Annotated in this window: 25 protein-coding genes; 19 read left to right on the forward strand and 6 right to left on the reverse strand. The window is 69.3% G+C overall.

What is annotated here, in order from left to right:
- The first annotated feature begins 164 nt into the window (after positions 1-164).
- The 4 genes from HALNA_RS13835 to ftsZ all read left to right on the forward strand — a co-directional run bounded on the left by HALNA_RS13835 (position 165) and on the right by ftsZ (position 5019).
- Complete coding sequence (locus tag HALNA_RS13835; RefSeq protein ID WP_049936927.1) at positions 165-1493, forward strand: sodium:calcium antiporter; 1329 nt, start codon at positions 165-167, stop codon at positions 1491-1493.
- Position 1494: 1 nt separating this feature from the next.
- Positions 1495-2328: a universal stress protein gene (locus tag HALNA_RS13840; RefSeq protein ID WP_049936928.1), complete on the forward strand. Its 834-nt coding sequence runs from the start codon at positions 1495-1497 to the stop codon at positions 2326-2328.
- 57 nt (positions 2329-2385) lie between these two features.
- Entirely contained in the window at positions 2386-3738 is a 1353-nt protein-coding gene (locus HALNA_RS13845; RefSeq protein WP_049936929.1) for a D-aminoacyl-tRNA deacylase, read from the forward strand.
- A gap of 126 nt (positions 3739-3864) precedes the next feature.
- Positions 3865-5019 (forward strand): cell division protein FtsZ, encoded by a 1155-nt coding sequence (ftsZ, locus tag HALNA_RS13850; RefSeq protein WP_049936930.1) that lies wholly within the window; start codon positions 3865-3867, stop codon positions 5017-5019.
- Positions 5020-5067: 48 nt separating this feature from the next.
- Here the strand turns inward: ftsZ and HALNA_RS13855 are convergent, their stop codons facing one another.
- Positions 5068-5739 carry a cysteine dioxygenase family protein gene (locus HALNA_RS13855; RefSeq protein WP_049936931.1) on the reverse strand — a complete coding sequence of 224 codons (672 nt, stop codon included), beginning with the start codon at positions 5737-5739 and terminating at the stop codon, positions 5068-5070.
- A gap of 174 nt (positions 5740-5913) precedes the next feature.
- On the opposite strand from HALNA_RS13855, the gene HALNA_RS13860 reads away from it, so the two are divergent.
- From HALNA_RS13860 to pdhA, 8 genes are all read left to right on the forward strand, one after another.
- Positions 5914-6195 (forward strand): 50S ribosomal protein L44e, encoded by a 282-nt coding sequence (locus HALNA_RS13860; RefSeq protein WP_049936932.1) that lies wholly within the window; start codon positions 5914-5916, stop codon positions 6193-6195.
- Positions 6192-6365 (forward strand): 30S ribosomal protein S27e, encoded by a 174-nt coding sequence (locus tag HALNA_RS13865; protein WP_049936933.1) that lies wholly within the window; start codon positions 6192-6194, stop codon positions 6363-6365. The genes HALNA_RS13860 and HALNA_RS13865 overlap by 4 nt, the downstream gene beginning before the upstream one ends.
- A 3-nt stretch (positions 6366-6368) precedes the next feature.
- Positions 6369-7169, forward strand: coding sequence for a translation initiation factor IF-2 subunit alpha (locus HALNA_RS13870; protein ID WP_049936934.1), 801 nt, complete (start codon positions 6369-6371; stop codon positions 7167-7169).
- Positions 7169-7351, forward strand: coding sequence for an RNA-protein complex protein Nop10 (locus HALNA_RS13875; RefSeq protein ID WP_049936935.1), 183 nt, complete (start codon positions 7169-7171; stop codon positions 7349-7351). Before HALNA_RS13870 ends, HALNA_RS13875 begins: the two co-directional genes overlap by 1 nt.
- A 5-nt stretch (positions 7352-7356) precedes the next feature.
- Positions 7357-8115: a proteasome assembly chaperone family protein gene (locus tag HALNA_RS13880; RefSeq protein ID WP_049936936.1), complete on the forward strand. Its 759-nt coding sequence runs from the start codon at positions 7357-7359 to the stop codon at positions 8113-8115.
- 39 nt (positions 8116-8154) lie between these two features.
- On the forward strand, positions 8155-8748 hold the full coding sequence (locus HALNA_RS13885; protein WP_049936937.1) for a J domain-containing protein: 594 nt from the start codon (positions 8155-8157) through the stop codon (positions 8746-8748).
- A gap of 1 nt (position 8749) precedes the next feature.
- A complete protein-coding gene (locus tag HALNA_RS13890) occupies positions 8750-9460 on the forward strand; it encodes a metallophosphoesterase (protein WP_049936938.1) in 711 nt (236 codons plus the stop codon).
- Between the two features lie 90 nt (positions 9461-9550).
- Positions 9551-10645 (forward strand): pyruvate dehydrogenase (acetyl-transferring) E1 component subunit alpha, encoded by a 1095-nt coding sequence (gene pdhA, locus HALNA_RS13895; protein ID WP_049936939.1) that lies wholly within the window; start codon positions 9551-9553, stop codon positions 10643-10645.
- A gap of 84 nt (positions 10646-10729) precedes the next feature.
- Here pdhA and HALNA_RS13900 read toward each other — a convergent pair whose 3' ends face one another.
- The gene (locus HALNA_RS13900) at positions 10730-11374 is read right to left on the reverse strand and encodes a PH domain-containing protein (protein ID WP_049936940.1); all 645 of its coding nucleotides are present in this window, start codon (positions 11372-11374) and stop codon (positions 10730-10732) included.
- Positions 11371-12003 carry a PH domain-containing protein gene (locus HALNA_RS13905; RefSeq protein WP_049936941.1) on the reverse strand — a complete coding sequence of 211 codons (633 nt, stop codon included), beginning with the start codon at positions 12001-12003 and terminating at the stop codon, positions 11371-11373. Before HALNA_RS13905 ends, HALNA_RS13900 begins: the two co-directional genes overlap by 4 nt.
- Positions 12004-12099: 96 nt before the next feature.
- Between HALNA_RS13905 and HALNA_RS13910 the strand changes: the two genes are divergently transcribed.
- Positions 12100-12804 carry a 3'-5' exonuclease gene (locus tag HALNA_RS13910; RefSeq protein WP_049936942.1) on the forward strand — a complete coding sequence of 235 codons (705 nt, stop codon included), beginning with the start codon at positions 12100-12102 and terminating at the stop codon, positions 12802-12804.
- On the opposite strand, the gene HALNA_RS13915 is transcribed toward HALNA_RS13910, so the two are convergent.
- Positions 12801-14078, reverse strand: coding sequence for an NAD(P)/FAD-dependent oxidoreductase (locus HALNA_RS13915; RefSeq protein WP_049936943.1), 1278 nt, complete (start codon positions 14076-14078; stop codon positions 12801-12803). The two genes, HALNA_RS13910 and HALNA_RS13915, sit on opposite strands and share 4 nt — an antisense overlap.
- Positions 14079-14166: 88 nt before the next feature.
- On the opposite strand from HALNA_RS13915, the gene HALNA_RS13920 reads away from it, so the two are divergent.
- The 6 genes from HALNA_RS13920 to HALNA_RS13945 all read left to right on the forward strand — a co-directional run bounded on the left by HALNA_RS13920 (position 14167) and on the right by HALNA_RS13945 (position 20133).
- Positions 14167-15336 (forward strand): pyridoxal-phosphate dependent enzyme, encoded by a 1170-nt coding sequence (locus HALNA_RS13920; RefSeq protein ID WP_049936944.1) that lies wholly within the window; start codon positions 14167-14169, stop codon positions 15334-15336.
- Positions 15337-15474: 138 nt separating this feature from the next.
- On the forward strand, positions 15475-16152 hold the full coding sequence (locus tag HALNA_RS13925) for a metal-dependent transcriptional regulator (RefSeq protein WP_049936945.1): 678 nt from the start codon (positions 15475-15477) through the stop codon (positions 16150-16152).
- Entirely contained in the window at positions 16149-16859 is a 711-nt protein-coding gene (locus HALNA_RS13930; RefSeq protein ID WP_049936946.1) for a TMEM165/GDT1 family protein, read from the forward strand. Before HALNA_RS13925 ends, HALNA_RS13930 begins: the two co-directional genes overlap by 4 nt.
- Before the next feature lie 111 nt (positions 16860-16970).
- Entirely contained in the window at positions 16971-17588 is a 618-nt protein-coding gene (locus tag HALNA_RS13935) for a LysE family translocator (protein ID WP_245576060.1), read from the forward strand.
- Positions 17589-17753: 165 nt separating this feature from the next.
- Positions 17754-18920, forward strand: a complete 1167-nt coding sequence (locus tag HALNA_RS13940) for a M24 family metallopeptidase (RefSeq protein WP_049936948.1) — start codon at positions 17754-17756, stop codon at positions 18918-18920.
- A 43-nt stretch (positions 18921-18963) separates the two neighbouring features.
- Positions 18964-20133: an MFS transporter gene (locus HALNA_RS13945; protein WP_049936949.1), complete on the forward strand. Its 1170-nt coding sequence runs from the start codon at positions 18964-18966 to the stop codon at positions 20131-20133.
- Here HALNA_RS13945 and HALNA_RS13950 read toward each other — a convergent pair.
- Positions 20130-20918 (reverse strand): ABC transporter ATP-binding protein, encoded by a 789-nt coding sequence (locus tag HALNA_RS13950; protein WP_049936950.1) that lies wholly within the window; start codon positions 20916-20918, stop codon positions 20130-20132. The genes HALNA_RS13945 and HALNA_RS13950 overlap by 4 nt on opposite strands.
- Positions 20918-22045 carry a FecCD family ABC transporter permease gene (locus HALNA_RS13955; protein WP_049936951.1) on the reverse strand — a complete coding sequence of 376 codons (1128 nt, stop codon included), beginning with the start codon at positions 22043-22045 and terminating at the stop codon, positions 20918-20920. Before HALNA_RS13955 ends, HALNA_RS13950 begins: the two co-directional genes overlap by 1 nt.
- Between the last annotated feature and the right edge of the window lie 2 nt (positions 22046-22047).

The following is a 22047-nucleotide window of genomic DNA, read 5'->3' on the forward strand; positions in this document are numbered from 1 at the left end:
TTCGCCACTGCGGCGTCTCAACCTCCCAATATCGGAGAGAATGGCGACAACTTGTGTTTTATTACGTGGGGGCGTGGTAGCGATAATCACGTATTGCGCATGACACGGACACACTCAACCGTCGTGACGGTCGTCACGCCCGTCACGACCGACGGAGGGGAGCGATGAGACGGCAGGCCCTCGGTGCGATTGGGGGGGCTGGCGCGCTGACACTCCCGTGGATCGTGACGTATCTGACCGGCATGGCCCACAGCCTCTCGACGGGTACGGTCGTCCTCGTGAGCGGGCTCTCGGTGCTCGGCGCGTCCTTCCTGCTCGCGTGGGGTGCCGAGACGGCCGAGAAGGACGTGCCGCGGGCCTTCGCGATCGCGGTACTGGCAGTGCTCGCCGTCGCCCCGGAGTACGCCGTCGACGCGCTCTACGCGTGGAACGCCGGCGTGTTCGCGGGGACCGAACGGGGGGTCGAGGCGGGGAACCTCGCCGTCGCCAACATGACGGGCGCGAACCGCATCCTCATCGGTATCGGGTGGGCCGGCGTCGCCCTCTTTACCGTCTTCCGGAACGGGTCGGAGTCGGACCCGGCCGTGGTGAACCGCGACGGCTTCCTCGCCGACGCCGTCTCGCTCGACCGCGACATCGGCCTCGAAATCGTCTTCCTCTTTCTCGCGACGCTCTGGGCGTTTCTCGTGCCGTTCAACGGCGGTATCGACATCCTCGATATGGCCTTTCTCGTCGGGCTCTACGTCGCCTACATCGCCGTCATCCTCAAAGGCGACGTGGAAGCCGACGAGGCCCACGTCGGCGTCCCGGCGTATCTCCAGCAGTTCCCGCAACCACAGCGGGCGATCACGGTGCTCAGCCTCTTTGCCTACTCCGGGCTGATGATCTTCACCGCCGTCGAGCCGTTCGCGCACGGCCTCGAACAGCTGGGCCAGAACATCGGCATCCCCTCCTTTTTCATGATCCAGTGGATCGCGCCGCTGGCCTCGGAGTCGCCGGAGTTGATCGTCGTCGTCTACCTCGTGAACAAGGCACGGTCGACGGCGGGGTTCAACGCGCTCATCTCCTCGAAGCTCAACCAGTGGACGCTCCTCATCGGGACGCTCGTCGTCGTCTACTCTATCGCGCTTGGACAGTACGGCGCGCTCCCCTTCGACCAGAAGCAGTCGGGCGAAATCTGGCTGACCGCCGCACAGTCCTTTTTCGCCATCTCCCTGCTGGTCAACTTCGAAATCTCGGTCCGGGAGGCCATCGTCCTCCTCGTGCTCTTTCTCACGCAGGTGCTCTCGGAGTTCCTGCTCATCCGGGGGATTCTGGAACTTCCAATCTCCGATTACCAGCTGCTGCTCGGATTCACGGGCATCTATCTCGTCCTCGGCCTGGCGCTGTTCGTCGCCCGCCGGAAGGCGCTCGGCAGCATCCTCCGTCAGTCCGCGGGCACGGTGAGTGACGCGTTTTCGAGTGGCTCGGATCAGCCACGGGGGGCGGACTGAGATGTTCGACCGACTCCTGATCGCGGTCGACGGCAGCGACTGTGCGCGTCGGGCGGCCAAATACGGCCTCGAACTCGCGGTGCGATACGACGCCGACGCCGACGTCGTGGCGGTCTACGGCGGCGACGCGGCGGCGGGGGAGGCGATCCTCGAGGAAATCGTGACGATGGCCGACGACGCCGGCGTCCCGGTCGAGACCGACCTGCTCTCGGGGAAGCCGGCCAAATCCATCGTCGACCGGGCGACCGACCGCGGCGCCGACCTGGTCGTCGTGGGTCGGCGCGGACGGTCGGGCGTCCGGGAGCGACTGCTCGGCAGCATCACCGAACGCGTCCTGCGCCGGAGCGGGCCGCCGGTGCTGACGGTACCCGAGGGCGACATCGACGACGACACCGGCACGACCTACGAGAACGTCCTCGTCACGACCGACGGGAGCGACCTGGCGGCGGACGCGGGGCCGTACGCCGCCGAGGTCGCAGGCCGCTTCGAGGCCGTCCTACACGTCCTCAACGCCGTGGACGTCCAGGCCGAGGCGGGCGTCTTCGACGCTGGCGGCGTCGACCGCGAGTACGTCGAACGGCTCGAAAGTCGGGGCGAGAAAGCCATCGACGACCTGCTGGCCGCACTCGATACGACCGACCTCGACGTGCGGGAGGCCGTGATCCGCGGGCACGCACCCGACGTGATCGCCGACTACGTCGACGACAACGGCGTGGATCTGGTCGTCATGTCCTCGGAAGGGCAGTCGAACCTCGCCGGCCAGCAACTCGGGACCGTCGCGGGGCGCGTCCTCCGCACCGTCGACCGGCCCGTGTTGGTCGTCACCGAGGACTGACGGGCGCCCCGGACGGCGAATCGAGTTCGTTTTGAGGGCCGACCACGAGGGTTCGGTGTGATCGCCATCGTCGTCAGCCGCGCCGACAGCGCCTCCGAACACATCGGCGAGCAGTTGCTCGACCTCGAGGACTGGACCGAACGCCACGACGACACGCGGCCGGACGCCGACGGCGGCGGGACGTACTACCGAACCGACGGCTTCTCGCTTCGGACCTTCGACGACCTCCACATCTATCTGGAGCGCCCGGACGCCGCCTTCGACGACCCGAACCTCCTCGTCGTCGTCTCCCGACATTCGGGTGAGACGGGGGCGCTCCTGACCGCCCACTTCACGGGCAACGTCGGCGACGCGGAGTACGGCGGCGAGGCGGGGCAGTTCGCCCGTGCCTGTCCGAACGCGGCCGCCGAGGCCGTCGCCGCCCTGGATCGCTACGCGCCCGATGACTACGAAGTGGGCACCGAGTGTACCCACCACGGCCCGACCGACGTGGGCGTCCCCTCGATGTTCGTCGAACTCGGGAGCGACGAGAAACAGTGGTCGGACCCGGCGGGCGCCAAAGCCGTCGCGCGCGCCGTCCTCGACCTGCGGGGCGTCGCGGCCGACAGGGAAAAACAGGTCGCGGGCTTCGGCGGCGGCCACTACGCCCCCCGGTTCGGGCGCGTCGTCCGTGAGACGGCGTGGGCCGTTGGCCACGTCGCCGCCGACTGGGGACTGGAGGCCATGGGCAACCCGGCGACGAACCGAGATGTACTGAAGCGAGCCGTCGAGGCCAGCGCGACGACGTACGCCCTCGTCGACGGCGACCGACCCGGTCTCGAAGGCGTCCTCGACGACCTGGGCTGCCGGATCGTCACGGAGACGTGGCTCCGCGAAACGAGCACACACCCGATACCGATCGTCGAGGCGGTGGAGGCCCGACTCGACGCCGTGAGCGAGGGGCTCCGGTTCGGCGAGGTGGTGCCGTCGGTGGACGATCCGGCCGAGCGCATCGTCGTCGCGGGCCTCCCGACCGCTCTGGTCGACGCGGCCCACGGCGTCGACGCCGCGGCGACGCGGGCGGCCGTCGCCGGCGTGTCGGTCGCGTTCGAGACGACGGAAGGCGGGACCCGACCCCACGGACGGGTCGCCCTGCCGGCCGACGATCCGGCCGGGGCGGCCGACGCGCTGACCGACTCCCTCGCGGCCGTTCTCCGCGACGCCTACGACGAGGTGACGCGGCGGGACGACGAGGTGGTCGCCCGGACGGCGGCGTTCGACCCGGCAGCGGCGCGGGAACTCGGCGTGCCGGAAGGCCCCGAATTCGGCCGCCTCGCGGACGGACAGGCGGTCGAGGTGAACGGCGAACGGATCGAGCCGTCGGCGGTGCGGACGGAGCGCGTGGAGCGGTTCCCGGCGGCCGCCGAATAAGTCGAATATTTTATGTGTGTCTGACGCACGCACGACACAACCCGTCGTTCGATTCGGAGCGGCGTCAGACACGCGCGTGACAACGGGCGGAAAGATAATGTGGTTGCCTTGGGAACGCGTGTGCATATGGACTCCATCGTGGAGGAAGCAATCGAGGATGCCGAGGAGCCGGGGGATGGGACCGCGGCCGAGGTGGACGCCAACCGGACACCCAGCACCGACGCGTCGAACGAGGCGAACCGAACGGGTAAAATGACCGACGAGGAACTCGAGGACGTCCTCAAGGATCTCCAGACGGACATCACGGTCGTCGGCTGCGGGGGTGCCGGCGGCAACACCGTCAACCGGATGGCCGAGGAAGGGATCAAGGGGGCCAACCTCGTCGCCGCCAACACGGACGTACAGCATCTGGTCGACGTGGAGGCCGACACGAAGATACTGATGGGCGAAGAGAAGACCGGGGGTCGGGGCGCGGGGTCGCTCCCTCAGGTCGGCGAGGAGGCCGCCATCGAGAGCCAGGAGGACATCTACGGCGCCATCGAGGGCTCCGATATGGTGTTCGTCACCGCGGGGCTCGGCGGCGGCACCGGCACCGGATCGGCGCCCGTCGTCGCCGAGGCGGCCCGCGAGTCCGGGGCGCTCACCATCGCCATCGTCACCACGCCCTTTACCGCCGAGGGTGAGGTGCGACGCACCAACGCCGAGGCGGGCCTCGAACGCCTGCGCGACGTGGCCGATACGGTCATCGTGGTGCCCAACGACCGCCTACTCGACTCGGTCGGGAAACTTCCCGTCCGGCAGGCGTTCAAGGTGTCCGACGAGGTACTCATGCGCTCGGTCAAAGGGATCACGGAACTGATCACCAAACCCGGTCTCGTCAACCTCGACTTCGCCGACGTGAAGACGGTGATGGAGAAAGGCGGCGTCGCCATGATCGGCCTCGGCGAGAGCGATTCGGAGCAGAAGGCTCAAGACTCCGTGCGTTCGGCGCTCCGGTCGCCCCTGCTCGACGTGGACATCTCGGGCGCCAACTCGGCGCTCGTCAACGTCACCGGCGGCACCGACATGGCCATCGAGGAGGCCGAGGGCGTCGTCGAGGAGATATACGACCGGATCGACCCCGACGCGCGCATCATTTGGGGCACTTCGATCGACGAGGAACTCGACGGCACGATGCGGACGATGATCGTCGTCACGGGTGTCGAGTCGCCACAGATCTACGGCCGCGGCGAGGACGCACCGGCGCCCGAACCGGGCGACGACATCGACTACGTCGAGTAGTCGCTCCGGACCGCTTTTTTCGGCCACTCGTCGTCGCCAGCGGTGCGCCTACAGCATCTCGTCGTGTGTGTGGACGTGTTCGTCAACGTCCTCGCAGTCGACGTTCGTGTAGCCGGACTGGAACACCTCGACCAGGTCGGCCTCGGTGTCGAACGCATGTCGCGGGATGCAGCCGATGTCCGCGCCGAGGACGTGGATGCTCACGCTCGGCACGTCCGAGGGGGTGGTGACGGAGTGGATGTCGCCGTCCGGCGGGATCAGTTCGTAACAGTCGCCCGGCCCGGCCTCGCGGACCTCCACTCGCTCCAGTTCGGCGTGCCCCTCGTCGGCGTCGCCCGCGTCGACGCGCCGGAAGAACGTCTCCTTTTGTGTGCCCTGATACAGCCCGACGAGCCCCCACGCGAGGTGGTCGTGGACGGGCGTCTCGACGCCCGGCGGGACGACGAGGCTCGAAATCGACAGTTTGCCCGGCTGCCGGTAGAGCAGCCACTGGGCGATGTCGCCGCCCATGTCGCTCGCGTTGGCGTAGTCCTCGGGCGGCAGGTTGCGGTACAGGTCGGGCAGCCAGTCGTCCGCGGCGAGGAGGTCGTCGAAGGGGTCCCGAAGCGCGGAGAGCAACGCCGGTACCTCGTCGTGGTCGTCCGCCGTCCGGTGGACCGTCGCCACGAACTCCCGGAGCCGGTCGTGATCGAGGTGGTACTCGCCCTGTGGGTCGGCCATGCGGGCTCGTACACCTGCCCGACGCATAAATTCGTCCCGGCGTGGGGAGGAATTCGGGCCACCCGCCTCGTGGCTCGTCGTCCGCCGTGGCACCGGAATCGACGCCGTCCGCATCGACGCCGAACCAAACGGGTTTTAACGCCCGACGCGAAATTCCCGGTAAGGTAGATATCTATGCAGATGCCACGCCGATTCAACACGTACTGCCCGCACTGCAACGGGCATTTCGAGCACGAGGTCGAGAAAGTGCGTCGCGGTCGTGAGACGGGGATGAAGTGGATCGACCGCCAGCGCGGCCGCGCCAAGGCCACCATCGGGAACGCCGGCAAGTTCTCGAAGGTGCCGGGTGGCGACAAGCCGACGAAAAAGACCCACCTGAAATACCGCTGTGGCGAGTGTGGCAAGGCCCACATGCGCGAAGGCTGGCGGGCCGGCCGACTGGAGTTCCAGGAATGACGGGGAGCTTCTTCAGCGTCGAGTGTGCCGACTGTGGTAACGAGCAGACCGTCTTCGGGAAGGTTTCGACGACGGTGAACTGCGCGGTCTGTGGCAGCACGCTCGCCCGCCCGACCGGCGGTCAGACGGCGTTCGAGGGCGAGGTCGTCGACACCGTCGAGGCACGGTAAGCGATGAAATACAGTGGCTGGCCCGAACAGGGCGAACTCGTCGTCGGCAAGGTCGACGAGATAACCGACTTCGGCGTGTTCGTCGACCTCGAGGAGTACGAGGACAAACGCGGCCTCGCGCACATCAGCGAGGTTGCCAGCGGCTGGATCAAGAACGTCCGCGACCACGTCCGCGAGGGACAGACGGTCGTCGCGAAGGTGCTCGACGTCGACGAGGGGTCCCAGCAGATCGACCTCTCGATCAAAGACGTCAACGAACACCAGCGCAAGGAGAAGATCCAGGAGTGGAAAAACGAGCAGAAGGCCGATAAGTGGATGTCGATCACCTTCGGCGAGGAGGTGTCGGACGATCGCTACGGCGAAATCGCCGACGCCCTCCTCGCGGAGTTCGAGAGCCTCTACGACGCCTTCGAGTCGGCCGCGATCCACGGGAACGAGGCGCTCGACGATGTGGACCTCGACGACGACGACGTGGACACCATCGTCGAGACGGCCCGCGAGAACGTCTCGGTGCCCTACGTCAACGTCACGGGCTACGTCGATCTGGAGTGCCCGACCGGCGACGGCGTCGATCATATCAAGGCGGCGCTCCAAGCCGCCGAGGGTAACGGCGACGTGAGCGACGAAATCGAGCTCTCGGTGTCCTACGTCGGGTCGCCCGAATACCGCATCCAGGTACAGGCTCCGGATTACAAGACCGCGGAGTCGGAACTCGAAGCCAGCGCGGAACGCGCGCGGGAGTCGATTACGGCGGCCGGCGGGACGGCCCACTACCACCGCGAGCGCGAGACAGACGACGAATAATGCGGTCGGATATCCGGGTGTGTTCGGCGTGGCGCGACCGCCACGACCGCCCCGTCTACACGCTCGGATCGACCTGTCCGGACTGCGGCGCCGACGCGGTCAACAGTGCGCCAGCGCCGTTCGATCCTGCGGACCCGTACGGGAAGTACCGACGCGCTCTTAAGCGCCGCGAACGCGAATAGGCGGTATGGACGCCATCGAGATAGAGACAGTCGCGGAGCCGACGCTGTCGGACCCGGTGCTCGTCGAGGGGCTTCCCGGTGTCGGCCACGTCGGGAAACTCGCCGCCGAATACCTCTTGGAGGAGTTCGAGAGCGAACTCGTCCGGCGGGTGTACGCCGACGAGTTTCCGCCGCAGGTGAGTATCGACGACGAGGGCGTCGCGGAACTGGTCTGTGCGGAGTTCCACGCCGTCGAGACCGGAGGGCGCGACCTCCTCGTCCTCACCGGAGACCACCAGGCGGGGAGCAACGCCGGCCACTACCACCTCACCGAGTCGTTTCTCGACATCGCCGAGGGGATGGGCGCCGAGACGCTGTTTGCCCTCGGCGGTGTCCCGACGGGCGAACTCATCGAGGAGTACCACGTCCTCGGGGCGGTGACCGACGCCGACCTGAAAGCCGATCTGGAAGCCGAGGACGTGGAGTTTCGCGAGGACGAACCCGCCGGCGGCATCGTCGGCGTGAGCGGCCTGTTGCTGGGGCTCGGCCGCCGCCGCGGCCTCGACGCCACCTGTCTGATGGGCGAGACCAGCGGCTACCTGGTCGACCCCAAGAGCGCCCGTGCGGTGCTCGAAGTGCTCGAATCGGTCCTCGATTTCGAACTCGACTACGAGTCGCTGGAGGACCGCGCCGAGGAGATGGAGGAAGTCGTCGGCAAGATCCAGGAGATGCAGAACCAGGGCGCACAGATGCCGACAGACGACGACCTGCGGTACATCGGCTAGGGCGAGAGCTTCTTTAGGACGCGTCGCCAACGGCCGCGCGTGCTACCGGAGTGGGTGCAACTGCTGCCGCCGTGGCTGTTGGCTGGTGTCGGGATGGGTGCCGTAGCCGTCGTACTCGTCGCCGGCATCTTCGTCGCGGGCGACCGCCTGTTTCCCGCACCGGCGACCGATCGAGGGCCGCGGATCGACGGCACCGATCGGCGACGGGCCGAGATTCGCACCTACCTCGGCTCCATCGGCGAACGCTACGTCGAGGACGCGACGGTCCACGACCACACCGTCGCGTTCTACCTCCCCGAACGCGAGGTGGCGATCACGTTCGACCCGCGGGCCTTCTTCGGCATCGAGGGCACGGGCACCCACGCCATCCTCTGTGAACACGAGATGCCCGGCCACCAACTCGGGCGGCGGCTCCCGTTCGAGACGCCGACCCGTCGCGGGCGGGCGGGGGGCACGAGTCGGGTCGGCACCGCGTTCGATCGTCTCGGCCTGTCTCCGACGGCCGACACCGACGAGGTGAAGGCGGCGTACCGACGGCGAGTCAAGGACGTTCACCCGGACCACGGTGGCGACAGCGAGTCGTTCAAACGGCTGCAAGACGCCTACGCGACGGCCAAAGAGCACGCCGACTGACATGGCGCTTCACGACGCCACGCCGGGCCGGGCGGCGTTTCTCCCGGCGGCGTCGGCGCTCGTCGTCGCCGACCCCCACGTCGGCCGCGGGGCGGCGACGAACGCCGGCCTGTTGTTGAACGAGCGCCGCGACCTACTGGACCGGCTGGCGGCCGCGATGGACGCGACGACTCCGGAGACGGTCGTCTTCGCGGGCGACCTGTGTCACCGGTTCGGGGCGCCGAGCGATCGGTCGGCGGGGACGGTCCGGGCGCTCGCGGGGGCGGTCCGGGCGCGTGGAGCGCGGCCCGTCGCCGTCGCGGGCAACCACGATGGTGGGCTCCCGGAAATCTGGCCCGGCCCGGTCCAGGACGCCGTCCGCCTCGACGACGGCACGCTCGTCTGTCACGGCCACGAGGGGCCCGACGAGGAGGGTGACCGATACGTCTGTGGCCACCTCCATCCGGCCATCGAAATCGAGGGGCGCAAGCGCGACTGTTTCCTGTACGATCCGGCGGGCTACCGCGGCCGGCCGACGCTGACTCTCCCCGCGTTCTCGACGTTCGCGGCCGGGCTGCGGATCGAGCGCCGTAACGCGGTCGACTCGCCGCTGGTCCCGGATATCGACGCCGTACGGCCGGGGGTGGTCACGGCTGAGTCGACGGCCGACGACGACCCGGAGACGCTGTGGTTCCCACCGCTCGCCGACCTGCGCCCCCACCTTCGTCGATAAGGTTTACCCGGCGGAGCGTCTCGACGAAGATATGCACCGACGGCTAGCAGATCGACGCGAACGGCGGCACCGACCCGGAGGTGACTGACCGTGGACTACGACGCCGACGGGTTCGTCCGGGTCCTCGACGAGGAGGGCCACGTCGTCGACGCGGACGCGATGCCGGACCTCCCGGACGAGACGCTCGTCGGGATGTATCGGGACATGCGTCTGACCCGCCATTTCGACCAGCGGGCGATCAACATCCAGCGCCAGGGTCGACTCGGTACCTTCGCCTCCGGCGCCGGACAGGAGGGGGCACAGGTCGGCTCGACGTACGCGCTCGCCGACGACGACTGGATCCTCTACCAGTACCGCGAACACGGTGCCGTCGTCGTCCGCGGCCTCGACGCCGGCTACCTAGAGTACTGGATGGGCCACGAGTCGGGCAACGCCAGCCTCGCGGAGAAGGGTATCTTCCCGCTCAACATCGCCATCGCGGACCACCTGCCCCACGCCGTCGGGATGTCGTGGGCGTCGAAGCTGAAAGGTGACGACCGGGCGGCGGTCGTCCACTTCGGCGATGGGGCGACCAGCGAGGGCGACTTCCACGAGGCGATGAACTTCGCGGGCGTCTTCGATACGCCGACCGTCTTCTTCTGTAACAACAACGGCTGGGCCATCTCGCATCCGGTGGAGAACCAGACGGCGAGCGACACCATCGCGGTGAAGGCCGACGCCTACGGGATGGAGGGCGTCCGCGTCGACGGGATGGACCCCCTGGCCTGTTACGCGGTGACGGCGGAGGCGGTCGAGCGGGCGCGCGACCCGGCCGACGGGGAGACGCGTCCGACGCTGATCGAGGCCGTGACCTACCGCTTCGGCGCCCACACCACCGCCGACGACCCGACCGTCTACCGCGACGACGAGGAGGTCGAAACGTGGAAGCAACGGGACCCCCTGAAGCGGTTCGAGGCGTTCCTCCGGCGAACCGATCGGCTGGACGACGAGCGCGAGGCCGAAATCCGGGCCGACATCGAGGAGTACGTGGCAGGTATCATCGACGAGGCGTCGACGGTGGACGCCGACCCCGGGTCGATGTTCGAACACGCCTACGCGGAGCTACCGCCGGAGCTCCAGCGACAGCGGGAGGGCTTTCTCTCCATGCTAGAGGCGTACGGTGACGAGGCGTTCCTGCGCGAGTGACGGAGTCGTCCTGTCGGCTGTAATTCGGTGCGGATGGTCGACACCCGGGGAGCGAATCTCTTGCAACGGTTACGGCCGGCAGTATCAGCCGTCGGTCGGGTCGCTTTCCTCCGCAGTCGACGGCCCGGCGTCCGAATCGCGGTCGGCGAGTCGGCGTTCGACCCGCTCGAACGCCTCGCGGGTGGCGCGCACCTCCTCGATCAGTTCGGCCAACTGGTCGGCGGTGGCGGGGGCGTCACCGGAACCGACATCGTCACCGCGCTCCGCACGCCGGCGCGTTAGTTCGGTGATCCGGTCGCGGACGGCCGGCGCGTCAGGAATCCCGTCGAAAGAAATTTCGGCGCCGCTGCTGCCGGCGGTGCTGATCGAGATGGAGCCGTAGTCGAACTGCTTGCCCCAGAAGCTCCGGTTGTACTCCGTGTTCTGGATGCGGTCCAAGTCGACCGTCTCGATGTTGGTCGAGAAGACGCCCGACTTGACGTACAGCGACTCGGTGGTGACGACGTAGTCCGTGTTCTGGATGCGAAGATAGGCGAAGGGGACACCGAGGAGGATCAGGAAGCCGATCAGGACGACGGTCAACAGGAGCCCACTGAGGATGGTGCCGTACAGCGTCTCGAACGCCGGCCGGCCGGTCCAGACGATTTCCTCGCCGGGGTCGAGCGAGAGCCACTCGGGGGGCGTCGCCTCGTCGTCGGTCGCCTCGGTGACCGCGTCGGCGCCGCTCATCGCTCGCTCACCGTCCGGTCGAGGCGAGTCGCTGCCGCGCGGAGCGCGCCGAACTCGTCGAGGAGAGCGTCGACCGTCGCCGCGTCGATGGGAGCGTCGGCGGCGTCGCATCGCGTCCGATCGGCGCCGATCAGCCGCCGAATCTCGGTCCGGACGGGGCCGGGGTCGTCCAGATCGGTGAACTGCAGGTCGACGCCGTCGGAGCCGGCGGTACTGATCGAGATGGTGCCGTAGTCGAAGAGGTTGCCCCAGACGCCTTTCGAGAGGCTCGTCCGCTCGACGGCCGACAGGCCGACGCGGAAGACACGCATCGACACGACACCGGCCTTGCGGTAGAGACCCCGATCGGTCAGGACGTACTCGACGTGGGTCGTGCGGAGGTAGCTACCGACGACGGCGGCGATGGCCGGGAGGGCGAGGAGAACGGCCCCCACGGCGAAGAACGTCCCCGGGAGCGCCGAGGCGGGGGCGGGGACGGCCTGCGGGCCGAGCGTCGCGCCGAGTGCGAGGAGGGCGATCCAGAGGGCAGCGACGGCGGCCGTCGGAAGGACGCGCCGAATCCGGGGCGCGCCGCGCCAGACGACCGTCTCGTCGGAATCGATGGAGAGCCAGTCGGGACGGGAGTCCATACCGCCATCTCACGTGTCGGGATGGTAAAAGTAGGCGGCCGCGGGCTGGTGCCGACATCGTAACGCCGATACCGCATACGCGAGAGCCGTACAGCCATGCGCTACCCTCGCGACGACCCCGGCCACGACCGGGTCGCGACCCTCGACATCGAGACGACGGCGACCGATCCGTCGAGTGGCGAACTCGTGTCGATCGGCGTCGGCGTCCACGACTGCGACGAGTCGCTGACCGCGGCGACCTACGAGACGTTTCACCGTCGGGGAGACGGGCCGGCGGGCGCTCGGGGAGCGGACGACGTCGACGAGGCGGCGCTCGTCGACCGGGCGATGGGCCGCCTCGCCGACGCCGACCCCGACGGCCTCGTGACCTACAACGGCGTGGAGTTCGACCTGTCGTTCGTCGAGGGGCGACTCGACCGTCTCGGCTCGGCGGTCGACCTGCCGGCGATCACGTCGTCGCCGGTCCACCTCGATCTCTTTCTCGACCGCAAGCGCCGGGCCGAGGATGAGGGGTCGCCGTGGCCGCGCCTCGAAGCGTGTCTGGAGGCGTACGGCTACGCGCCGCCGAAGACGGTCTGGCGGGGAGCCCCGCTCACGAACGCGCGCTTCGGCGAGGAACTCGGGCCGGCGTACCTGCGGACGCTCGGCACCGAGACGGGGGCGCGCTTTCGCGCATCGCTGACCGAGGTGATCGACCACTACCTGATCGGCGACCTGGAGGCGACGCTCGCGCTCTACTACGCCGACCTCGGGGAATCGGTCGAGGGGTCGTATCTCGGAACCGAACGGCGGTTCGACTAATCGAGATCCGCGCGGACGGCTTCGGCGGCTTCCCGCCCGCTCCGCATCGCCCCCTGGATCGACGACCACGTGGTGTAGTCGCCGGCGAGATAGACGGGACCGTTCGGGTCGCGGGTGTCGGGCAGGTCGTCGTGGACGCCGGGTGGCTGTGCGAACTGCGCGAACTCGATGCGCTCGGTGTGGACGGCATCGAGGCCGCCGAACAGGCGCTCGGGATACCACGCGGCGAGGGCGTCGCGCGTCGATTCGAGGAGGTCGGCCTCGGCAACGTCTAAGGCCTCGCCACCGAGGAACGTGGCCGCCAACAGCGTCCGGTCGTCGGGGGCATAGGAGGGGGCGACCGAGGAGAGCGGGACGACGATGTTGGGGCGGTCGTCCGCGGCGTTGAGGTGAATCTTCCGCCGGTCGTCGAGGGGGGCGTCGTCGGGGAGTGCACAGTACAGTGTCGTCGAGGAGCGTGCGGTCGTCGGAATCGACGCCACGCCGGTCAGGCGGCGAGCGGTTCGCGGATCGGTGGCGACGACGACGGCGTCGGCCTCGAAGGTCCGTGATTCGGTTTCGACGAGGCCGTCGCCGTCGGCGGAAACGGCGGCGACGGCCTCGTCGAGGTGGAGCGTCGCCCCGGCGTCGCGTGCGTGCTCGGCCAACTGCGCGGGGACGGCGGCCATCCCGTCGGCGGGGAGGGCAATCTTCCCTTCACTCATCGACTTGAACGTGTACTCGAAGACGCGTTTCGAGGTCGAAAGGGAGCGATCGAGGGTGATGCCGCCGTAGAAGGGAGCGACGAAGTTGTCGACGTAGCGGTCCGAAAAGCCCCAGTCCCGGAGGTAGTCGTCGATGGGGTCGTCGGGGCTCCCGAATATCTCGGCCTCGTCGCGGCCCCCGACGTGTTGACGGAGGGCGAGCGTCCGGAGTTTGTCCGTGGTCGTCACCTCGCGGTTGAACATGGAGTCGGTAAGCGAGAGCGGATCGCGCAAGGGATCGGAGAGGACCGACCGCTCGCCGGGACGGGCGATGACGGCGCCGGGCGAGAAGGCCTGGAGGTCGAGGGACGCGAGGTCGAGTTCCCGCCGGACGGCCGGGTAGGCGGTAAAGAGCACCTGAAAGCCGCGGTCGATCGTGAACCCGTCGACGCGGTGAGTGCGGACCCGGCCGCCGACCGCCTCGCGTCGCTCGAAGACCGTCACGTCCACGTCCGCGTCGGCGAGGTGGCGCGCGGCGACGAGGCCGGAGAGCCCAGCGCCGACGACGACGACCGACGTTGAGTCGTCCATATCGGTCGGTCGGCGTGGTGGCGTAAAGAATCCCGGGGACGACGCCGGAGAGGAACAGGGATTTGCGCCTCCGGTCCGAGGGGCGCGTATGGACACTGCCGACGCGTTCGTCGGACTCGACTGCACGGCGACCGGCGACCGGTACGCACCCGACCACGCCGGACGGAGCGACGCCGGCGCGCCGCTCGATCCCGCCTACGATCTCGACGCCGTCGACCCTGCGAGCCTCCCGACCGGCCCCACCTCGATGTGGGCGTACGACGCTCTCCTGCCAGTTCCCGCCACCGACGCCGTTTCCGCCGCGGAGGGCGCGACGCCGCTGCTCGACGCCCCCGACCTCGCCGCCGATCTCGGCGTCGGGCGCGTCCACCTCAAAGACGAGGGGCGGAACCCGACGGGGACCGTCCTCGACCGGGGGCTGTCGGTCGCGGTGACGATGGCCGAGCGGCACGGCGCCGATCTGCTGGCGCTCGCGGCGCCGGGCAACGCCGGCCAGTCCGCGGCGGCGTACGCCGGGCGGGTGGATACGGACCTGTACGCGTATCTCCCCTCGCGCGCGCCGTTCCCGAACAAGGCGATGGTGAACGTCCACGGCGCCGACATGCGCGTGACCGGCGGGCGCTACCCCGACGCGCTGGCGGCGCTCGAATCGGATCTGGCCCGTGACTGGTACTCCCTCCAGGCGTTCACGACGCCGTACCGCCACGACGGCGCCAAGACGCTGGCCTACGAGGTGGCCGCCACGCGGGACTGGACGGCGCCGGACGCCGTCGTCGTCGCCGTCGGGACCGGCGAGACGTTCGTGGGCGTCGCCCGCGGGTTCCGTGACCTCGATGCGCTGGGACTGATCGACCGGGTGCCCCGGTGTTACGCCGTCCAGCCCGAGGGGTGTGCGCCGGTCGTCGACGCCCACGAGTCGGGCGGGGACGTGGAGGCGGTCGAATACCCCGACACCATCTGTGGCGAACTGGAGATTCCGGAACCGCCGGGCGGGGCGATGACCCTCGACGCCATCGACGCGACGGGGGGCGGCGCGGTGACGGTGACGGACGAAGACTTGCTGGAGAGCGCGGTGACGCTCACCCAACGGCTCGGGACGGAGGTGGGGGCAACTGGTGGCGCGGCCGCCGCCGGCGCGTGGGCGCTCGCCGACCGCGGCGACCTGGGCGCCGAGGAGTCGGTCGTCCTCGTCAACGCCGACGCGGGCGTGAAGACGGCGGACGTACTCCGCAGTCACCTGATGGGACAGGGCGTCTGATAGTGTTTATTGTAAGTCATTACCGGTTGGTCGCCGGACCGTCTTGGCGACCCATCGGTAACCAGTTACAATGAACACTATGAGTCGGTTTCGACACAACACCTTTATGAATTAGACGCATCAAAAAGCGACAGAGAGATGCTGAGCGACGCGATGGAGGATTACCTCAAGGCGATCTATCGGCTCCAGTCGGAGGACGGTGCCCCGGTGTCGACCTCCGCCATCGCCGACGAGGTGGGGAAGACGGCGCCGACGGTGACGAGCATGGTGCAGAAACTCGCCGACCAGGGGCTGCTGGAACGCGAGAAGTACAAGGGGGTCGAACTCACCCCGGAAGGGGAGACGGTGGCGCTAGAGGTGGTCCGCCACCACCGACTGCTCGAGGCCTACCTCGCCGAACGCCTCGACTACTCCTGGACGGACGTTCACGAGGAGGCGGACGCCCTCGAACACCACATCTCCGAGGAGTTCGAGCGGCGGGTGGCGGAGGCGCTGGGCGATCCGGAGGTCGATCCACACGGCGATCCGATCCCCGGTGCCGACCTGCGACCGCTGGAGCGCGACGAGACGACGCCGCTGAGCGACCACGAGACGGGCGACCGGGTGGTCGTCAGTCGAGTTCGTGACCGCGACGAGGAGGAACTCGCCTACCTCGACGACGCGGGCGTGCGGCCCGACACGGAGTTGGAAATCCTCGACGTGGCGCCGTTCGGGATGGTGACGGTTCGGATCGGCGACCGGGAGCAGAGCCTCCCCGAGTCGGTGGCGCGGACGATCCGAGTCCGACCGGCCGAGGCGGAGGTGAGCGGCACGTGACGGGCTGGCTAGAGATACTCACCGTCGCCTTCGTCGCCCAACTCGTCGTCCTGCCGGGCGAGAAGGTGCAGTTCATCATCGCGGGACTGTCGACGCGGTACAACCCGCTCGTGGTCGTGAGCGCCGCCGGAACCGCGTTCGCGGGGTGGACGGCGCTCGAAATCCTGTTCGGCGAGGCGCTCCAGCGGGCGCTTTCCCCGGTCGTGCTCGACGCGTTCACCGCCGGCCTCTTCGCGGTGTTCGCGGTCCTCCTCTATCGCTCGGCGCCGTCGAGCGGCGAGGCCGAACGCGTCGATCCGGCGGCGACCGACGGCGGCGTCGCCACCCTCTCGGGCGAGTTCGAACCGACGGTGTTCGGCCGGGAGGTGCCCGACGCGTTCGGCGGGTTCGTTCCCATCTTCGCGATGATGGCCGCGGGCGAGTTCGGCGACAAGACCCAGTTGGTGACCATCGGCCTCGCCGCGCAGTACGGCGCCCACCCCGCCATCTGGGCGGGCGAGATGCTCGCCATCGTCCCCGTGAGCCTCGCGAACGCCTTCTTTTTCCACAAGTTCTCCCACCGCCTCGACCTGCGGAAGGCGCATTTCTTCTCCGCCGTCCTCTTTGCCTTCTTCGCGAGCGATACCGTGCTGAGCGTCGTCACCGGATTCTCCGTCTGGGAGACGGTCGTCACCGCCGTTTCGGCGGCCGTGCTGGCGCTGTTCTGAACGGGAAACGTTAATTTCCGCCGCCGCCGACGATTCGCCGTGGCGAACCCCCTCCCGTCGCTTCTGGCCGGCGTCGTCTTCGGCCTCGCCCTCGCCGCCCCGCCGGGCCCGATGAACGCCGTCATCGCCGAGGAGTCCGTCAACAACGGCTGGCTCGCCGGCGCCCGAACCGGCCTCGGCGCGATGACCGCCGACGCCGTCTTTCTCGTCGGCTCCCTGCTCGGCGTCGTCACGTTCGTCGAGCGGTTCCCGACCGTCCGCGCCGCGATGGTGGGCGTCGGCGGCGGGCTGATGTGTTATTTCGCCTACGGCGCCGCACGGGACGCGCTGGGTGACGTAGAGACGGTCCCGGACGGCGGCGCTCGACGCCGCGCCGCCACCGGCTTCCGCAAGGCGTTCGTCCTCGCGCTCACGAACCCCTACCAGATCCTCTTCTGGCTCACCATCGGCGTTGGCCTCCTCGAACCGGGCGAACTCGACGTGCTCTCGTATACGCCGTACGTGGGTGCCGACCTCGCGGGCCTGCTGGTGGTGCGGACCGGGAGCCCGGCGCTGATCGTCGGCTTCTTCCTCGGCATCACGCTGTGGATCACGGGGTTCCCGGCGGCACTCCGGGCGGCCCAGCGCCGCGTCGAGACGTTCGCACCGGTCGTCGCCGGGGCGAGTGCGCTGGTGCTTGCCGGGTTCGGCGTCGTCTTCCTCGTCGACGCCGTGCGGACGCTGGTGTGACCGTCGCCGTCGAACCGTACGGCACAGTCGTCGGAACGCTCGAAGTGTACGGAAACGAGACCGTCCGCATCGTCCGCGGGAACACCACCAACACGACGGCCGATCGCTGACCGACTCGCCGAGTCCGACCAAGCGTATTTGCCGCCGCGTCTCCGACGGCTACCCATGCAACCCGACCTCTCGTCGCTCGATGCGGCCCTCGGCGACGACGACGGCTACCTCCTCGACGCCGACGGCACCGACTCCACCCAGCGGTATCTCTCGGGGTTCGACGCGCCCGATCCCTTCGTCACCTGCTATACGCCCGACTGCGTCCACCTCCTCGTCTCGGGGCTGGAGTACGGCCGCGCGAAAAAGGTCGCCCGCGCGGAGACGGTGAGTCGCCTGTCGGCGTACGACTACCGGGAGCGAGTGAGCGAGTTGGGGCGGGAGACGGGCCGGGGCGCCGTCGTAGCTGACTTCCTCGCCGACCACGGCGTCGACGGCGTGGCGGTCCCCGGCCGCTTCCCCCTCGGCACTGCCGACGGCCTCCGCGACTCCGACGTGACCGTCCGCGTCGACGAGAACGACGCCGTCGCGGGGATTCGAGCGGTGAAGACGGCCGAGGAGATCGAGCACATTCGCCGCGCCCAGCGGGCGAACGAGCGGGCGATGGCGGCCGCCGAGTCGCTGATCGAGTCGGCGACGGTCGTCGAGGGCGTTCTCCACCGCGACGGCGACCCGCTGACGAGCGAGACAGTACGTCGCGAAATCGAACTGACGCTCGTCCGCGAGGGGTGTGCGCTGGACGAGACCATCGTCGCCTGCGGCGCCGCCGCCGCCGACCCCCACGACCGGGGCTCCGGCCCCCTGCGCGCCGACGAGCCCATCGTCGTCGACATCTTCCCACGCGACAAGGAGACGCGGTATCACGCGGACATGACGCGGACGTTCCTGAAGGGGACGCCGACGCCGACGCTGCGGGAGTGGTTCGACCTGACCGATCGGGCCCGGAGGGCCGCACTCGACGCCGTCGAACCCGGCGTCACGGGCGCGGCGGTCCACGACGCCGTCTGCGACGCCTACGAGGACGCCGGCCTGCCGACGCTCCGGAGCGATCCGGACGCGGAGACGGGATTCATCCACAGCACGGGTCACGGCGTCGGCCTCGACGTGCACGAACTCCCGCGGATCGCGCCGGACGGCGGCGAACTCGAACCGGGGAACGTCGTCACGATCGAACCCGGCCTGTACGACCCGGACGTAGGTGGGGTGCGGATCGAGGACCTGATCGTCGTCACCGAGGACGGCTACGAGAATCTGACGGAGTATCCGGTCGAGTTGGTACTCTGACCCGAATCGCAAGGCACTTCGTCGCCGTCGGCGCATCGCCGGTGTGAACTGGCGGTATCGCCACACGGTCCTCGGTCTCTGTACACTCGCGTTCGCGTCGACGATGCTCGCCCGGCTGGTGATCAGCCCGGTCGTCCCCGACGTGACCGACGGCTTCGGCGTCTCTACCGGCGCCATCGGCCTCGCGCTCTCCGGCATGTGGGCAGCCTACGCGCTGACGCAGTTTCCCTCGGGCATTCTCGGCGACCGCTTCGGCGAGCGCCGGGTGATCCTCGCGGCGGTGGGAATCACCGGCTGTGCGAGCCTCCTGCTCTCCCTCTCGCCGACTTTCGTCGTCTTCGCGGTCCTGACCGTCGCGCTCGGCGCCGGCGCGGGCCTCCACTACAGCGTCGCCACCACCCTCCTCACGAAGGAGTTCGACGACATCGGCCGGGCCATCGGCGTCCACGTCGCCGGCGGGCCACTAGCTGGGCTGATCGCCCCGGTCGTCGCCACCGCGGTGGCGGCCCGGTACGACTGGCGGGCGGCCATCGCCGTCGGCGCCGCCGTCGCCGTCCCGGTCTTCGTCACGTTCGCGTGGCGAATCGAGCCGACGCCCGCAGACCGGCCCGACGAGTCGATGCGCGAGCGCATGGCCATCCGCCCACTGATCGCCCTCCTCTCGCGCCCGCCGATTGCGTTCACGACTGGCGTGGCCTTCCTCGGCGCCTTCTGCTGGCAGGCGACGGCCTCCTTTCTGCCGACCTTCCTCGTGGCCTTCCGCGGCCTGCCCGAGACGAGCGCCGGCCTGCTCTTCTCGGCCTATTTCGTCGTCAACGGCCTCGCCCAGCCGACGACCGGGTGGGTGTCCGATCGGATCGGCCGCGACGGCGCCGCGACGGCGACGATGGCCCTCGGCGTCGTCGGCTACGCCCTGCTGGTCGCCGGGCCACAGGTCGCCCTGCTGCCGGCCGTCGTCTGCGTCGGCGCCGCGATGACGTGGGGCGCGCCCCTCCAGTCGCGGTTTTTCGACTGCTTCGAGGCCGACGAACGCGGCGCTGCCTTCGGCCTCGTCCGCACCGCGTACATGGTGCTCGGCGCGACGGGGAGCGTCGTCGTCGGCGTCCTCGCCGACGTGGCGGGGTGGACGGCCGCCTACGGCCTCCTGATCGGCGTGATGGGACTGGCGCTCTCGGCGCTGCTGGTCAACCGGGCGTTCCACCTCGGCCTCTAGTCGACCGGGCGAAGCGGCACCACGCGGGGGCCGTACTCGCCCGACTCGACCCGCGCCTCGACGCCGAACACCTCGGCGAGCGTCTCGGCCGTGAGTACCGTCTCCGGATCGCCGTGGGCGTGGACCGCCCCATCCGAGAGGACGACCATCTCGTCGGCGTACCGCGCGGCCTGTTCCACGTCGTGGAGGACGAGCACCACCGTCGTCGCCGCCTCGTCGCGACGGCGTTCGATGGCCGCCATCACGGCAAGCTGGTGCCGGAGGTCGAGAAACGTCGTCGGCTCGTCGAGCAGGAGCACGTCGGGGTCCTGAGCGAGCGCCATCGCGAGCCACGCGAGTCGGCGCTGGCCGCCGCTGAGGTCACCGAGCGGCCGATCACGGAGATGCTCGACGCCGGCGAGCGAGAGGGCGCGTTCGACCGCGCGCACGTCCGCGTCGTCGACCGCTTCGAACCGCCCGCGGTGGGGGTAACGACCGTGGTACGCCAGTCGCTCGACGGTCAGGCCGTCGGGCGCCGTCGGCTCCTGTTCGAGCAAGCCGAGTTCGCGCGCGAGTCGCTTATCCCCCAGCCGGTGAATCTCGCGCCCGTCGAGAAGCACCTCGCCGGCGGTCGGCGAGAGCTGGTCGGCGAGTCCGCGAAGGAGCGTGCTCTTCCCGCTGCCGTTGGGGCCGACGAGCGCCGTCACCCGGCCTGGCGCGACGGCGATGGACTCGCCGTCGATAACCGGCCGGGCGCCGTTCGGGTATTCGAGTACCAAGTCCGTCGCGTCGAGTTTCGGCGCCATCACAACCCCCCGAACTCGCCACGCTTGCGCATCAGATAGAGGAAATACGGGCCGCCGACGAGGCCGGTGACGATGCCGACGGGAAGCTGTGCGGGGCTGAGCGCGAGGCGGGCGCCGGCGTCGGCGGCGGCCATGAGCGCCGGGCCGGCGAACAGACAGCCCACGAGGAGGCGGCGGTGATCGCTGCCGACGATCCGACGGACGATGTGGGGGACGACGAGGCCGACGAAGCCGACGATGCCCGCGGCGGCGACGCTCGCGGCCGCGGCCAGCACCGCAACGCCCGAGAGCGCGAACCGAACCGTCTCGACGCGCATCCCGAGCGACGACGCGGTACGCTCTCCCAGCGTGAGCACGTCGAGTTCGCGTGCGCCGAGCAGTGCAAGCGCGAGCGAGAGGACGGTCCAGGGGAGGACCATCCGCACCGCGGCCCAGTCGGCACCCACGAGCGACCCCGTGGTCCACGCGATGACGCTCCGCACGAGGCCGATGTCCTCGATGAGCAGGAAGAGGCCGGTCTGGACGGAGCCGAAGACGCTGCTGACGATGACGCCCGCGAGGACGAGGCGAACGGGACTGGTGCCGTTCTGCCACGCGATGGCGTAGACGAGGAGGAAGGCGACGCCGCCGCCGACGGCGGCAACGAGGGGGAGAACGGGGAGCAGCCCCGAGAAGACGACGACGGTGAGGAGGACGGCCAGACCGGCGCCGGAGGAGACGCCGAGGACGAAGGGGCTGGCGAGTTCGTTGCGGGTGATGGCCTGGAGGATGGCGCCCGACACCGCGAGGTTCGCGCCGACGAGGACGGCGAGCAGTACCCGGGGGAGTCGGATCGTCCACACGACGAGCGTCCCGGTGGCGAAGTCGGGGACCGTCGCCCCGAGGAGGAAGGCGCGCCACGCGGCGGCGTCGAGGAGGACGGCCGGGTCGAGCAGCGTCCCCCACGCCGCGGCCGGCGAGATGTCGTAGCTCCCGAAGCTCAACTGGAGGGTGGTAGCGACGAGGACGACGGCCGCCCCGCCGCCGACGACGGAGAGGAGGTCGCGGTCGATCCAGCCGAACCGGCGACTCGCGGCCGTGGGTTCGTACGCATCCTCGATACCGCCGTCGGGTCGGGAGCCGGACATGA

The sequence above is a fragment of the Haloplanus natans DSM 17983 genome, from assembly GCF_000427685.1.
Taxonomy (GTDB): domain Archaea; phylum Halobacteriota; class Halobacteria; order Halobacteriales; family Haloferacaceae; genus Haloplanus; species Haloplanus natans.